Annotated in this window: 13 protein-coding genes and 1 pseudogene; 9 read left to right on the forward strand and 5 right to left on the reverse strand. The window is 63.7% G+C overall.

Translation table 11 applies throughout. The features are described from left to right. The first annotated feature begins 5 nt into the window (after positions 1-5). The 4 genes from O4H31_RS01000 to O4H31_RS01015 are packed head-to-tail and all read left to right on the forward strand — an operon-like array spanning position 6 to position 3454. Positions 6-941 (forward strand): hypothetical protein, encoded by a 936-nt coding sequence (locus O4H31_RS01000; protein ID WP_269341912.1) that lies wholly within the window; start codon positions 6-8, stop codon positions 939-941. Next, entirely contained in the window at positions 934-1662 is a 729-nt protein-coding gene (locus tag O4H31_RS01005) for a 5-oxoprolinase subunit B family protein (protein ID WP_269341913.1), read from the forward strand. Before O4H31_RS01000 ends, O4H31_RS01005 begins: the two co-directional genes overlap by 8 nt. Beyond that, positions 1659-2690, forward strand: a complete 1032-nt coding sequence (locus tag O4H31_RS01010; protein ID WP_269341915.1) for a biotin-dependent carboxyltransferase family protein — start codon at positions 1659-1661, stop codon at positions 2688-2690. The genes O4H31_RS01005 and O4H31_RS01010 overlap by 4 nt, the downstream gene beginning before the upstream one ends. Continuing rightward, the gene (locus O4H31_RS01015; RefSeq protein ID WP_269341917.1) at positions 2687-3454 is read left to right on the forward strand and encodes a LamB/YcsF family protein; all 768 of its coding nucleotides are present in this window, start codon (positions 2687-2689) and stop codon (positions 3452-3454) included. Before O4H31_RS01010 ends, O4H31_RS01015 begins: the two co-directional genes overlap by 4 nt. Here O4H31_RS01015 and O4H31_RS01020 read toward each other — a convergent pair. Continuing rightward, entirely contained in the window at positions 3451-4320 is an 870-nt protein-coding gene (locus tag O4H31_RS01020; RefSeq protein WP_269341918.1) for a branched-chain amino acid aminotransferase, read from the reverse strand. The two genes, O4H31_RS01015 and O4H31_RS01020, sit on opposite strands and share 4 nt — an antisense overlap. Before the next feature lie 171 nt (positions 4321-4491). Between O4H31_RS01020 and O4H31_RS01025 the strand changes: the two genes are divergently transcribed. The 5 genes from O4H31_RS01025 to dxs all read left to right on the forward strand — a co-directional run bounded on the left by O4H31_RS01025 (position 4492) and on the right by dxs (position 8916). Then, entirely contained in the window at positions 4492-5004 is a 513-nt protein-coding gene (locus tag O4H31_RS01025) for a MarR family winged helix-turn-helix transcriptional regulator (protein ID WP_067264985.1), read from the forward strand. Further along, on the forward strand, positions 5001-5702 hold the full coding sequence (locus O4H31_RS01030; protein WP_269341920.1) for a response regulator: 702 nt from the start codon (positions 5001-5003) through the stop codon (positions 5700-5702). The genes O4H31_RS01025 and O4H31_RS01030 overlap by 4 nt, the downstream gene beginning before the upstream one ends. Positions 5703-5810: 108 nt before the next feature. After that, the gene (locus O4H31_RS01035) at positions 5811-6053 is read left to right on the forward strand and encodes an exodeoxyribonuclease VII small subunit (RefSeq protein WP_067264990.1); all 243 of its coding nucleotides are present in this window, start codon (positions 5811-5813) and stop codon (positions 6051-6053) included. A gap of 8 nt (positions 6054-6061) precedes the next feature. Next, the gene (locus O4H31_RS01040) at positions 6062-6946 is read left to right on the forward strand and encodes a polyprenyl synthetase family protein (protein ID WP_269341926.1); all 885 of its coding nucleotides are present in this window, start codon (positions 6062-6064) and stop codon (positions 6944-6946) included. 41 nt (positions 6947-6987) lie between these two features. After that, complete coding sequence (gene dxs, locus O4H31_RS01045; RefSeq protein ID WP_269341928.1) at positions 6988-8916, forward strand: 1-deoxy-D-xylulose-5-phosphate synthase; 1929 nt, start codon at positions 6988-6990, stop codon at positions 8914-8916. On the opposite strand, the gene O4H31_RS01050 is transcribed toward dxs, so the two are convergent. The 4 genes and pseudogenes from O4H31_RS01050 to O4H31_RS01065 all read right to left on the reverse strand — a co-directional run bounded on the left by O4H31_RS01050 (position 8913) and on the right by O4H31_RS01065 (position 13442). Then, complete coding sequence (locus tag O4H31_RS01050) at positions 8913-9506, reverse strand: exopolysaccharide biosynthesis protein (RefSeq protein ID WP_269341930.1); 594 nt, start codon at positions 9504-9506, stop codon at positions 8913-8915. The two genes, dxs and O4H31_RS01050, sit on opposite strands and share 4 nt — an antisense overlap. A gap of 26 nt (positions 9507-9532) precedes the next feature. Then, positions 9533-10387, reverse strand: coding sequence for an SDR family oxidoreductase (locus O4H31_RS01055; protein ID WP_269342989.1), 855 nt, complete (start codon positions 10385-10387; stop codon positions 9533-9535). A gap of 50 nt (positions 10388-10437) precedes the next feature. Beyond that, positions 10438-11136, reverse strand: coding sequence for a YjbF family lipoprotein (locus O4H31_RS01060; protein ID WP_269341932.1), 699 nt, complete (start codon positions 11134-11136; stop codon positions 10438-10440). After that, positions 11133-13442: pseudogene (locus tag O4H31_RS01065) on the reverse strand (YjbH domain-containing protein). Before O4H31_RS01065 ends, O4H31_RS01060 begins: the two are co-directional and overlap by 4 nt. Positions 13443-13445 lie beyond the last annotated feature (3 nt).

A 13445-nucleotide genomic window follows, 5' to 3' on the forward strand; every position in this document is an offset into this window, starting at 1 on the left:
CCATCATGCTGCATATCCTCAGACTGGCCTCGCGCCATGCGCGGGCCTGCCTGATCGTGGGGCTGCTGGCGGGGTTGGCTCTGCCCAGCCTTGCGGCGGCGCTGGCCGAGTGGTTGCCGCAGATGGTCGCCGCGCTGCTGACGATCACCGCGCTCAGGATCGGACATCGCGCGGCCCTAGGGGCTGTACGGGATTTGCTTTGGGGATTGGCCTCGGTAGTGGCCTTGCAGACGGTGCTGCCGCTGGCACTGCTGGGGGGCTTCATGCTGGCCGGGCTGGGGCAGACCTCCACCGCACTGGCGGTGACGCTGGCCGCCGCGGCACCGGCACTGACGGGCAGCGTCAACCTTGCCCTGCTGCTGCGGCTCAATGCCGGGCGGATGATGCAACTGATGGTGCTGGGCACCGCCGCCTTTCCGCTGACGGTACTGCCGGTCTTGGCTTTGCTGCCGCAACTTGGACCAGCCTCGGACGTGGCCCAAGCCGCGCTGCGGCTGTTGGCGGTGATCCTTGGGGCGACGGGCTTGGGCTTTGCCCTGCGCCATGTCTTCCTGCCGCGCCCCTCAGCGCGTCAGATCGAAGCGCTCGACGGCGCGTCGGTGCTGGGCTTCTCGGTCATTGTCGTCGGGCTTATGGCGGCACTCAACCCCGCGCTGCGGAGCGATCCTTGGGCGGTGGCGGGCTGGACGGTGCTGGCCTTCGCCCTAAGCTATCTGTTGCAGGCGGGCACGTTGCTGCTGACCCGGCGCGGCCCGCTGCGCGCCGTGGCCGGCCCGCTGGCGATCGGCGCGGGCAACCGCAATATCGCGCTGTTTCTCGTGGCGCTGCCTGCAGATGTCATCGCGCCGCTGATGATCTTTATCGGCTGCTGGCAACTGCCGATGTATCTGACCCCGGTGCTGCTGCCGCGCCTTTACGAAAGGATGCTCCGCAATGACTGACTGGCCCCGCATCCGCAGCGTCGGCCTCTCCGGCCTATTGGTCACCTTTGCCGAGAAGATGTCCGTACCCGCCAACCGCGCCGCCCTCGCCTTTCGCGCGGCGGTAGAGGAACAGGGCTGGCCCGAGGTGAGCGAGACAAGCACCTCGCTGGTGTCGACCTTTGTGCAATTCGAGGTCTCCCAAGAGGCCATCACCACGATGACCGACCGCCTGCGCGACCTGCTCGAAACCCGCGACTGGTTCGCCGAAGCCCTCCCCGCCGGGCGCAGCCTGTGGCATGTGCCCACGGTCTATGGCACCGATCTGGCCCCGCAGTTGGAGGAGGCCGCCGAGGCCGCGGGCCTCGACCCCGATGTGGCGATCGCGGAACTGTCGCAGGCGCGGGTGCGGGTACTGACCATAGGCTTCGCGCCCGGTCAGCCCTACATGGGTGAATTGGCACCCCATTGGGACATCCCGCGCCAGCAGGGGCTGACGAAATCGGTGCCGCCGGGGTCGCTGGTCGTGGCAATCCGGCAGTTGATCATCTTCACCAATGCCTCCCCCACCGGCTGGCGGCATATCGGGCAGACCGCCTTTCGCACCTTCCGCCCCGGCAGTGAGATGCCCTTTCCGCTGTCGCCGGGCGATGAGCTGATCTTTCCCTCCATCACACGGCAAGAGTTCGACCGGATCGCCGACGACCCCACCGGCGGGGCCGAGCGGGAGGCGCTGACATGAGCGGCACGCTGACCATACTTCAAGCCGGTCCGGCCATGACCATCCAAGATCTTGGTCGCCCCGGCTACCGCGCCGTTGGACTGACCCATGGCGGCGCGGCGGACCCGACCGCCCTGCACGAAGGGGCCGCCTTGCTTGGGCAAGACCCCAACAGCGCCGCGCTTGAGATGGCAGGCAGCGGTGGCAGTTTCGAGGTGGATCAAGACACACGCATCGCCCTAACTGGGGCGCAGATGCAGGTGAGCATCGACGGCGAAGCGATTGCATGGAACGCGAGCCACCTGCTGCCTGCCGGGGCGAAACTGACCATCGGCGGCGCGCGGGATGGGGCCTATGGTTACCTGCATGTGGGCGGCGGCTTTGGTGTTGAGCCGGTAATGGAGTCCCGCTCCAGCCATTTGGCCGCTGGCATTGGCGCGCTGCTGCAAAGTGGTGAAACCCTGCCGCTGGGGGCGGACAAGGGCGGTGATACGAACCTCGCCCTGCCCCGCGACAACCGCTTCGGCGCGGAGCGTGTGCGCATCGTCGCCTCCATGCAGACCGACGCCTTCGACGAAGCAACCCGCCAGCGGTTCACCGAAACCACCTTCCGCCGTGATCCGCGCGCCAACCGCATGGGCGCACGGATGGATCATGACGGCGAAGGTTTCGCTACCGGCGGGCAGTTGACCATCGTGTCCGAAGTCATCACCCCCGGCGACATCCAGATCACCGGCGATGGCGCGCCCTTTGTGCTGCTGTGTGAATGTCAGACCACTGGTGGCTACCCCCGCATTGGCACGGTGATCCCCTGCGACCTGCCGATCGTCGCGCAGGCCCAGCCGGGTGCTGCGCTGCAATTCGAGTTCGTCGACCTCGGTGAAGCGCTGGCCGCCGAGACGCGCCACCGCGCCGACCTTGCCGCCCTGCCCAAGCGCCGCCAGCCCCTTTTGCGCGATCCCGCGCGCATCCGTGATCTGCTGGGCTATCAACTGATTTCCGGCGTGGTCTCGGCCACCGCCGACCCCTTCGAGAAGGACAAAACATGACCACCGTCGATCTTAATGCCGACATGGGCGAGAGCTTTGGCCCTTGGAAGATGGGCGACGACGCGGCGCTTCTGCGCGTGGTGACCTCGGCCAATATCGCTTGCGGTGGCCATGCGGGTGACGCCGATGTCATGGCGGCAACCATGCGGATGGCGCATGAGAACGGCGTCGGCATCGGCGCGCATCCGGGGTTCATGGACCTCGCCGGTTTTGGTCGCAACCGCCTCTCGGTGCCGCGCGGGACCTTGCAGAACCAAATCCGCTATCAAGTCGCCGCCAGCACCGGCATGGCCCGCAGTGTCGGAGCCGAGGTGAGGCATCTGAAACTGCACGGGGCGCTGGCGAATATGGCGTCTGAGGATGAGGCACTGGCCCGCGATCTCTATGAAGCGGCGCTCAGCGTAGCCCCTGACCTCATCGTCATGGTGCTGGCCGCCACGGCGCAGGAACGGGCGGTGAAATCACTGGGCTGCAAATGGGCCGGAGAAATCTTCGCCGACCGTGCCTATAACGACGACGCCACGCTGGTCGACCGCAGTAAGCCGGGTGCTGTGATCCATGACGCCAGCACCGCCGCGGCGCGGATGGTCGAGATGGTCAAAGCGGGCGCGATCATCACCGAAAGCGGCAAACACATCCCCACGCGGATCGACACGATCTGCCTGCATGGCGACACGGCAGAGGCCGTTCAAATCGCAACCGCCGTCCGCAAGGGTTTGCAGGACGGCGGAGTGACTTTGGCAAAGTTCAGTGGCAGCGTTTAGCTGCGCACCAGCTTTTCATAGTCGGTGGCAATCTCACGGGTCAGCGCGCCGACCTCAAACTTCCAGTCGCCGATCTGCCCCACCGGGGTCACTTCGGCGGCGGTGCCGGTCAGCCAGCACTGCTCGAACCCTTCGAGTTCCTCGGGCATGATGTGGCGCTCGTGGACGGTGATGCCCTTGTCTTTCAACATGCCAATGACCGTCTGCCGGGTGATGCCATTGAGGAAGCAATCGGGCGTCGGCGTGTGCACTTCGCCATCCTTGACGAAGAAGATATTCGCGCCTGTCGCCTCGGCCACATAGCCGCGGTAGTCATACATCATCGCGTCCGAACAGCCCTTCGCCTCGGCCGCATGTTTGGACATGGTGCAAATCATATAGAGACCCGCCGCCTTGGCATGGCTCGGGATCGTCTCAGGGCTGGGGCGCTTCCATTTGGAGATGTCGAGCTTGGCGCCCTTCATCTTGGCGTCACCGTAATAGGCACCCCATTCCCATGCCGCGATGGCCAAGCGCACCGGGTTCCGGGCCGAGGCGACGCCCATGTCTTCGCCCACACCGCGCCATGCAACCGCGCGCACATAGGCGTCTTGCAGACCCGAGGCGGCGAGGACTTCGGCTTTCGCCGCTTCGATCTCATCGATGGTATAAGGGATCTCAAAGTCGATCATCTGGGCCGAGCGCTTCAGACGCTCCGAATGCTCCCGGCTTTTGAAGATTTTGCCGTTATAGGCGCGCTCGCCCTCGAACACCGAAGACGCATAGTGCATCGCATGGGTCAGGATGTGGACATTGGCCTCGCGCCAGTCCACCATTTTACCATCCATCCAGATGTACCCATCTCGGTTATCATATCCGCCTGCCATGGTGTTTACCTCCCAAATGACGCGCTATCTTTTCAAAAATTGCGCAAAAATCGGCAGATGCAGACATTTAATTGCGCGAAACACGGGATTCGATAGCCTTTCACTATTGGAATGTCAACAACGCTGACGTAAACTGATCCCCAACAGGCCCGAGAGAGAATGAGATATACTATGGCTGACGGGCGGATGATGGCCCCTAGCAGCGGCGATAGCCTGCTGTTTTTGACCGACGAACAACTGCGGCAGGGGATCGAGGCGATGTTCTTTGCCTATCGCGGTTTCACCGCCGATCCCGACCGGATTCTGGCCGATATGGCCTATGGACGCGCCCATCACCGCGCCATCCACTTTATCAATCGCGCCCCCGGCACGACCGTGAACAACCTGCTCAACATCCTCGGGGTCACGAAACAATCGCTCAACCGTGTCTTGCGCACGTTGATCGCCGATGGTCTGGTGCAAAGCAAGGTTGGCCGCAATGACAAGCGCGAGCGGCATCTGTTCCTGACCGACGAGGGTCGCAAGCTGGAACAGGAGTTATCGGACGCTCAACGCGCGCGCATGCGGCTGGCCTTTCGCACCGCCGGCCCCGAAGCTGTGGCCGGCTTCAGAACGGTATTGGAGGCCATGATGGACCCCGAAATGCGCCAGAGCTTTGACCGGCTACGCGAAAGCGCCCCATGAACGAACTCGACGCGCACCTGCTGGTTGTTGACGACGATGAGCGCATCCGTAGCCTGTTGAAGAAATTCCTGATGCGGCACGGCTTTCTGGTCAGCACCGCCCGCGATGCCGCCCATGCCCGCCGGGTGCTGGCGGGATTGGAGTTTGACCTTATCGTGCTCGACGTGATGATGCCCGGCGAAGATGGCATGGCGCTGACCCGATCCCTGCGCGAAACCCTGCAAACGCCGATCTTGCTGCTGACCGCCAAGGGCGAGACAGACAACCGCATTGAAGGGTTGGAAGCCGGGGCGGACGACTATCTGCCTAAACCTTTCGAGCCTAAAGAATTGCTGCTGCGCATCAATGCGATCCTACGCCGTATGCCCGATACCTCTGCCGCCGATGCCGCGCCAAAAGTCCTGTCGCTCGGCGTGATCCGTTATGACATGGAGCGGGGTGAAATGTGGCAGGGCGACGATCTGGTACGTCTCACCGCGACCGAAGTGCACCTGATGAAGATTTTCGCCGCGCAGCCCGGTGTCGCGCTCAGCCGGTCCAAACTGGTCGAAGAATTGGGCCGCGACCGGGGGCAAGCGCAGGAACGCGCGGTCGATGTTCAGATCACCCGCCTGCGCCGCAAGATCGAAAGCGATCCGAAACAGCCGCAGTACCTGCAAACCGTGCGCGGCGCGGGCTATATGCTGGCCCCGGACTGACCCGGCCCTCCGGCGAAACACATAGGTAAAATTCATAAGGCCAGCCCGCTGGCAATGCCCGGCGCGAAGCACTATTGTCGCGCGAAATTCCGACCAACGAGGCGCGCAATGTCTGACACACCCGTAGAAGAGATGAACTTTGAGACCGCCATGGCCGAGCTTGAAAAAGTGTTGGGCCAGCTTGAAAACGGCAATGTCGCGCTGGACGAAAGCATCGCGCTTTACGAACGCGGGGCGAAGCTTAAGGCGCGCTGCGAGACCAAGCTGAAAGAGGCCGAAGAAAAGGTCGCCGCGATCACCCTTGATGGCGATGGCAACCCCAATGGGCTGAAACCCGTCGAAGGGCTTTGACCGGCTGCATGACCTTCCAGCCCACCCCCCGTCCCTTGGCAGAGGCGCTTGCCCATGCCCGTGATCTGGCACAGGCGCAGATCGAAGCGGCCTTGGCCGAGCGTACAGGCCCGGTCGCCGAGGCGATGCGCTATGCCTGCGGCGGTGGCAAGGGGCTGCGCGGCTTTCTGGTAATCGAATCCGCCCGGCTGCATAGCATCGCCCCCGGCATGGCCGCCCCAGCCGCTGCGGCCATTGAGGCGCTGCATGCCTATTCGCTGGTGCATGACGATCTGCCCTGTATGGACGACGACGATTTGCGCCGGGGCCAACCTACGGTGCACCGCAAATGGGATGAGGCCACCGCCGTTCTGGCAGGTGACGCGCTGCAAACGCTGGGCTTTGAACTACTCGGGCAACTCGCCTGCCCTGCGGAGGCGCGTCTGACCCTGATGACCAGCCTCGCCCAAGCGGCAGGCGTCGGCGGCATGGTCGGCGGCCAAGCGCTGGACATCGCCGCCGAAACCGCCCCCGCGCCGCTGTCGCTGGCCGAGATCACGGCACTTCAGGCAGGCAAGACCGGCGCGCTGATTGAATGGTCGGCCATGGCTGGCCCACGCATGGCCGGAGCCGATGCCACGGCGCTTGGGGCTTACGCCAAACACCTTGGCCTTGCGTTCCAGATCGCCGATGACATCCTTGACGTTGAAGGCGACGCCGAGACCGTGGGCAAAGCCGTGGGCAAAGACGACGCAGCGGGAAAAGCGACCTTTGTGTCCCACCTCGGTCTGGCCGGGGCCAAGACCCGCGCCGCCGAATTGGTGGACTTGGCCTGCGACGCCCTATCTGAATATGGACCAGAGGCGCAGAGCTTGCGAGCCGCTGCCGCCTTCGTTATTGCCCGCGACAGCTAGCCGGGCGGCACATGCGCCAATGCGGCACCAGAGAGGCCCCGATGAGTGACAAACCCGCCACCCCCCTGCTTGATCAGGTCACCCGCCCTGCGGACCTGAAACGCCTGTCCGATGCCGAACTGACCCAAGTCGCGCGTGAACTGCGGGCCGAGACGATCTCGGCCGTGTCGGAAACCGGCGGGCATCTCGGCGCGGGGCTTGGCGTGGTGGAACTGACCGTGGCGCTGCATGCGGTCTTTGACACACCGCGCGACAAGATCATCTGGGATGTCAGCCACCAGTGCTACCCGCACAAGATCCTTACCGAACGCCGCGACCGTATTCGCAGCCTGCGGATGAAGGACGGGCTGTCGGGCTTCACCAAACGCAGCGAATCCCCCTACGACCCCTTCGGTGCGGCGCATAGTTCGACCTCGATTTCCGCCGCGCTCGGCTTTGCCGTAGGCCGCGATCTGGGTGGTGTGATCCCCGAAGGACTGGGCGACGCGATTGCCGTGATCGGTGACGGCGCGATGAGCGCAGGCATGGCCTATGAGGCGCTCAACAACGCGGGCGACCTGAAAAAACGGTTGATCGTAATCCTCAACGACAATGAGATGTCCATCGCCCCGCCCGTCGGCGCGATGTCGAGCTACCTCAGCCGCCTCTATGCCGAAGCGCCGTTTCAGGACTTCAAAGCCGCCGCCAAAGGCGCGGTGAGCCTGCTGCCCGAACCTTTCCGCGAGGGTGCCAAACGCGCCAAGGATATGCTGAAGGGCATGGCGGTCGGCGGCACCCTGTTCGAGAACCTCGGGTTCTCCTATCTCGGGCCGATCAACGGGCATGACATGGACCAGTTGCTGCCCGTGCTGCGCACCGTCCATCAACGTGCGACCGGGCCGATCCTGATCCATATCCAGACGCAAAAGGGCAAAGGCTATGGCCCTGCCGAAGCCGCCCGGGATCGCGGCCATGCCACGGCCAAGTTCAACGTGGTGACGGGCGAGCAAAAGAAAGCCCCCTCCAACGCGCCGAGCTATACCCGCGTTTTCGCCGACAGCCTGCTGGCCGAGGCCGCCGAGGACGACAAGATCTGCGCCGTGACCGCCGCGATGCCCGATGGCACCGGGCTAGATCTTTTTGCCGAACGCTACCCCAGCCGCTGTTTCGACGTGGGCATCGCCGAACAGCATGGTGTGACCTTTTGTGCGGGGCTGGCGGCGGCGGGGATGAAACCCTTCTGCGCGATGTATTCCACCTTCCTGCAACGCGGTTACGACCAAGTCGTGCATGATGTCGCAATCCAGCGCCTGCCCGTGCGTTTCGCGATCGACCGCGCCGGGCTGGTGGGGGCCGACGGGCCAACACACGCGGGCGCCTTCGACGTGGCCTTCCTCGCCAATCTGCCGGGTTTCGTGGTGATGGCCGCCGCCGATGAGGCCGAGTTGCGCCACATGGTCGCCACCGCCGCGGCCCATGACGACGGCCCCATCGCCTTCCGCTATCCGCGAGGTGAGGGGCGCGGCGTTGAGATGCCAGAGCGCGGCACCCCGCTGGAGATCGGCAAGGGCCGGATCATTTCCGAAGGCAGCAAGGTCGCGCTTCTGTCGTTCGGCACGCGGCTCGAAGAAGTTGAGAAGGCCGCCGAGCAGCTTAGCGCCAAGGGCATCACCCCCACTATCGCCGATGCGCGTTTTGCCAAGCCGCTGGACCGCGACATGATCCTGAAACTGGCCGCCGAGCACGAAGCACTCATCACCATCGAAGAGGGTGCCGTGGGCGGCTTTGGCAGCCATGTAGCGCAACTGCTGGCGGATGAGGCGGTCTTTGATAAGGGGCTTAAGTTCCGCTCCATGGTGCTGCCCGATACTTTCATTGATCAGGCCAGCCCAGCGGATATGTACGCCGTGGCGGGGATGAACGCTAAACAGATCACTGCCAAGGTGCTCGACGTGCTCGGCGTTGCTGAGTTAGGCGCGCAGCGCGCCTAACTGGTGGCGGTCAGCACCAGCAGACCGCCCGCGACCAGCGTGATCGCCACGCAGAGATAGCCCAAAAGCACGTAGAGCCCGTCGCGGGTGAAAAGGCCGAAAACCAGCAGCGCCACAGTGCCAGCGCCGAGCGACGACATCATCGGCAAGACCTCCATAAAGGGCCAGCCGAGCGGGATGATCGTGACCACGACAAGCGTGATGAAACGCATCGGGCCGGTGGTGAGGAACTGAAGACGCGGCTTGCAGCGCCCGTCGACAAAGGCGCAGGGACGGCGCAAAAAACGCACGCAGCCGCTTAACCGATGGCCCGCGACCTCTCGCCGCAACAGAAACTGCGGCATCCAAAGCCTGCGCCGCCCGGTAACGGCCTGCACCGCCAAAAGGATGATCGTCACCGCCGCTAGGGTTGATACGCCGGGAATGCCCGACAAGGGCGAGACCAGCAACAAGGCGACAATCAGGATCAACGGCGTGATGGAACGGTCGCCGATCTCGTGCAATACATCGTTGATCGACACCGCTTCCTTCTCTGCCGCGCGCTCCATACTGTCGAGCAGATAGGCCAACGTGTGTTCGTCTTGACGCATTCGATGCCTCGGGCGGTGCCACGGGTTCAGTCATCCGCCCCCAGCAGCGCGGCCAGACCCGAGCGATAATCAGGGTAGATCGGTTGCCAGCCCAACGCCGCCTTAGCGTGATCGTTCCGGACCTTCTTGCTCTCCGCGTAGAAACTGCGGGCCATGGGGGTCATCTCGGCCGCGTCGAAATCCACCGCCGGGGGCAGGGGCAGGCCCAAAAGAGCGGCGGCATGGCCGATTACATCTTGGGGCGGAGCGGGGTCGTCGTCGCACAGGTTGTAGATCGCCCCCGGTTGCGGTTTTGCCAGAGACAATTCCAGCGCTTGTGCGATATCCTCCACATGGATCCGCGAAAAGACTTGGCCCTGCTTGATGATGCGCCGCGCCGTGCCCTTGCGCACCTTGGCAAATGGCCCGCGTCCGGGGCCGTAGATGCCCGCCAGCCGAAAGATATGCAGCGGCAGGTTGGGGATCGCGCCCCATGCCGTCTCGGCCTGCACCCGCGCCGCGCCGCGTCGGGTGGAGGGCGCAAGCGGCGTGGTCTCGTCCACCCAATCGCCGCCGTGGTCGCCGTAGACGCCCGTAGTCGACAGATAGCCCACCCACCGCAGTTGCGGGGCGGCGGCGGTGATCTGATCCTGCAACTCCAGCAGGACCGGATCGCCCTCCGACCCCGGCCCGGCAGAGACCAGCAGGTTCGGCACCTCTTGCAAAAGCGCGCTCAGATCGGCGCCGGGCCAGAGCGTCGGCTCCACCCCCGTCGCGGCAATCTCTTTAAGCTTTTCAGGGCTGCGCGTGGTGCCGATGATGCGCCAGCCCTGCGGGATCAACCGGGCGGCCAATGCGCGCGCGCTATAGCCATGCCCAAGGGAAAGAAGCGTTTTGTCCATCTCGCCAAAGTGGCCCGCGCGGGCCGCGATCACAAGCGCCAAGCGGGGATTTAATCTTTCAGAAGTTCAATCGCCATATAGCCGAATTGCGGCCCGGCCCATTGCCGCGAACGGCGGAGTTTGCCGGTGCCGACCTCGGCCCAATAGTCATTGCTGAAGGTCGTTGCGCCATAAACGCAGTCCTCACGAAAATGACGCACGGACAGGCGACGGTCCACGATCTGGATCGTTTCTGGACCCAGATGCGTCACGTCGCAGGCAAAGGGCACCGTCTGTGCCGTGCCATCCAGCCGCGCCAGCGTGATCAACCTTTCACCGCCGCCGCCCTGCCCGTCCAGCGCCGCGATCACCGTTTGCGCTTGGGCCGAGCGCATGTCGCCACCAAGCCCCTTGGTGCCGACCAGCACGCCTTCGCGCAGGACGATCTGAGCCTGATCCGTGGATTGCCAGACCTCTACCATCCCCGGCGTGCCATCAGACCGCCGAGCGACACGTTTCAGAAAGTCCTGCAGCCCGGTGTTTTCCGGCACGACCTGCATCACCGCGCCGGGCGTCTGATCCAGCAGCGTGCGCGTCACTGTTACCCGCCCCTTGGCTGGCGCCTCGGGTCCGGTGCGGTCTTTGAGAATGCTAAACAACGTGCTGCCCGCGCTGAGCAGTGGGCTGCGTTCCTCTTCGCGCCCTCCGCCCGCACAGGCGCTCAAGGTTAGGCTGGCGATCAACAAAAGACCGGTTGCAAAATGCTTCATTCCCAGACCCTCGACCATTGATCTTCCAGTGAATTGCGATGGCCACTGCGCACCTGTTCATAAAGCCGGCCCGGCACCTGAAGCCGCGCCCCGCCATCCCGCTGGATCGGTCGGATCGTGGTAGACACGCTGCGTTTATCCGGCTCGCCCAAGAACCAACCGATGGGGATCGTCAGGTTGATGCCCTTGTCAAAAGACCCCTCGCCAAACTCTTCGGCCGAGACATCCGTGATGGTGAAAAAGCCGCCGACCTTCCAGCCGTTGGTAAATTCGCGCGTCAGGGTCACGGTCGCACCGACATCACCGGCCAAATAGCGGCCCACGTCCAATTGACCATGATAGCCGCCGCCAAAGGCGTAATAGGCCGAGACATGGCCCGTCGCCACGCTGTAATCGAGAAAGCCCAAAGCACCGTCATAATCGCGCTGCTTCACATAATTCGCCTCAACCCCAAGAGCGAGATTGCTGTTGACGGGTTTCCACAGCAATTCGGCCGAAACACCCCCGAACATCCGCTCAAGATAGCCTGCCGTGACCCGCGCATAGAGGTCATTGCCGGGCTTCCATTGCTTGCTCACATAGGCATTGTCGATGATCGTCTCGCCTTCGCGGGCATAGCGCGGCCCCTCGGTGCGGACGGTGGGAAGCCTTGAATTGCTCGGCGTCGTCTTATCGCCCACTGAGCCAAAAAGACGGTGCTTCAGACCGCCTGCGACGGTCCAGCCCGGCGCGGGGCGATAGCTGGCCGTGACCTCAGCGCCGCCATCCAGGCGAACCGGCTCATCCGGGTCGAAATAGCTGGGCGAGAGATAGGGGCCGATGGACCAGGCGAAATCGGGGTAAAGGTCGTCATTTTCCATCGCGCCGGGCAGTCGGGGGGTGGCCTCACCGATGCCCGCCACCGCCAGCAGCGCGTCGGCGGCCTGCGGGTCAAACTCCAAAGCCTCAAGGTCAGTGCGGCGCAGGGTCACGGCGGATTGCGCCAAACCCTCTTCGACCAAGACGACGCGGAAGGTCTCAACCGAGGCGGGCAGCACCCAAGCCAGCGCGCGCGCACCTCGCCCCACAGCAACCGCCGGGGCCTGATACCGGTCATTGCGCAACCGCAATTCGGCCTTCGCGGAATCAAGCGTCAGCGCCACGAGGGAAAGACCGCTGGCATCCAGCACCTCTTTCACCTGATCGCGCAGGCTGCGCTGCTGGTTGGTGCTGGCGGCCCATTGCGTATCCCAAGCCGCCGGAGAGGTCGTGCGGCTGGGGCGTACCTTGAGCGGCGCGACCGGGGTAATCTTGACCGGCGTCAGCGGCTTGCGGGGGTTCAACTGGTATTGCAGGTTCACCCCGATCTCGGACCCATAGAGATAATAGGCCCCCAACCGCAGCCCATCGGAATATTGGTATTCGGTGCCGAAGTTGAACTGCGATTTACGGGTAAAGATCTCGCGCGAGCCGTCTTCGGTTTCATAGGCGTCGGAACTGTATTCCGCCTTGAGGGTCCAACGGTCATTCACCGCCCACTCTACCCCGGCGAAGGGCGCAGCCGACCCGCGAAACCATTGATCAAACGAAGGTTTGCCCCCCGTGCTGCCCCCGACAAAGGAGCCGCGGTTGCCACCAAAGGGCGCACCGATGCTGCCGTGGCTTCCCAGACGCCCCTAGCCCAGACCGCCAGTCACCTTGACGCGCCCGGGCAGCAGCGTGTTGTCGAAAGTCTTGGTCGCGACGACATATTCGCCCGCGTAGATCCCAGTGCCTGCGAAATCCTGCAAACCTACGGTGATCGCAGGCCAGAAAGCGTCTTCCTTTTTCAGCATATAGCGCAGGTCAAAGCTTCGGTCGCGATAGGTATCGAAATTGCCGGGAACGACATCGGTCCAATCCCGAATTCCAACGTACCGAAAGCTGGCCGACAGGCGCGGTGTGGCCTGAAAGGTCAAGGTGGTGCGCGTCATGCCTGCAAAGTTAGAAACCCCGATGGCAAGCTGCCCATCCGGCAGTGCATGGGCGGTTGGCATATCGACCAGACCCGGCGAGCCGTAAAAGTTGAGCGAAGGACGCTCGGGGGTATCAAAGATGTCGTAAGTCGGATCAGCCAGCGCAACACCGGGCAGCGCCACCCCCGCCAAGAGCATCGACACCAGCGGCCCACGGTTCAGCCTACGCATTCCTAATTTCGTCTGCTGATCCACAAAGCGCCCCTTACCTGCGATATTGTTGGCTAGATTTGGCACGGACGGCCCCTGCAAATCAATCTCTGTCCCGCCACCGTTTTGCCGCGCTCCGCGACCGCGGCAATATCGCGACATGTA

The organism is Sulfitobacter dubius (genome assembly GCF_027214245.1).
Lineage (GTDB): Bacteria > Pseudomonadota > Alphaproteobacteria > Rhodobacterales > Rhodobacteraceae > Sulfitobacter > Sulfitobacter dubius_A.

Bases quoted from the DNA above. Each gene is read 5' to 3' on its own strand.
- O4H31_RS01000 (WP_269341912.1), top strand. From the start codon at position 6: ATGCTGCATATCCTCAGACTGGCCTCGCGCCATGCGCGGGCCTGCCTG.
- O4H31_RS01005 (WP_269341913.1), top strand. From the start codon at position 934: ATGACTGACTGGCCCCGCATCCGCAGCGTCGGCCTCTCCGGCCTATTG.
- O4H31_RS01010 (WP_269341915.1), top strand. From the start codon at position 1,659: ATGAGCGGCACGCTGACCATACTTCAAGCCGGTCCGGCCATGACCATC.
- O4H31_RS01015 (WP_269341917.1), top strand. From the start codon at position 2,687: ATGACCACCGTCGATCTTAATGCCGACATGGGCGAGAGCTTTGGCCCT.
- O4H31_RS01020 (WP_269341918.1), bottom strand. From the start codon at position 4,320: ATGGCAGGCGGATATGATAACCGAGATGGGTACATCTGGATGGATGGT.
- O4H31_RS01025 (WP_067264985.1), top strand. From the start codon at position 4,492: ATGGCTGACGGGCGGATGATGGCCCCTAGCAGCGGCGATAGCCTGCTG.
- O4H31_RS01030 (WP_269341920.1), top strand. From the start codon at position 5,001: ATGAACGAACTCGACGCGCACCTGCTGGTTGTTGACGACGATGAGCGC.
- O4H31_RS01035 (WP_067264990.1), top strand. From the start codon at position 5,811: ATGTCTGACACACCCGTAGAAGAGATGAACTTTGAGACCGCCATGGCC.
- O4H31_RS01040 (WP_269341926.1), top strand. From the start codon at position 6,062: ATGACCTTCCAGCCCACCCCCCGTCCCTTGGCAGAGGCGCTTGCCCAT.
- dxs (WP_269341928.1), top strand. From the start codon at position 6,988: ATGAGTGACAAACCCGCCACCCCCCTGCTTGATCAGGTCACCCGCCCT.
- O4H31_RS01050 (WP_269341930.1), bottom strand. From the start codon at position 9,506: ATGCGTCAAGACGAACACACGTTGGCCTATCTGCTCGACAGTATGGAG.
- O4H31_RS01055 (WP_269342989.1), bottom strand. From the start codon at position 10,387: ATGGACAAAACGCTTCTTTCCCTTGGGCATGGCTATAGCGCGCGCGCA.
- O4H31_RS01060 (WP_269341932.1), bottom strand. From the start codon at position 11,136: ATGAAGCATTTTGCAACCGGTCTTTTGTTGATCGCCAGCCTAACCTTG.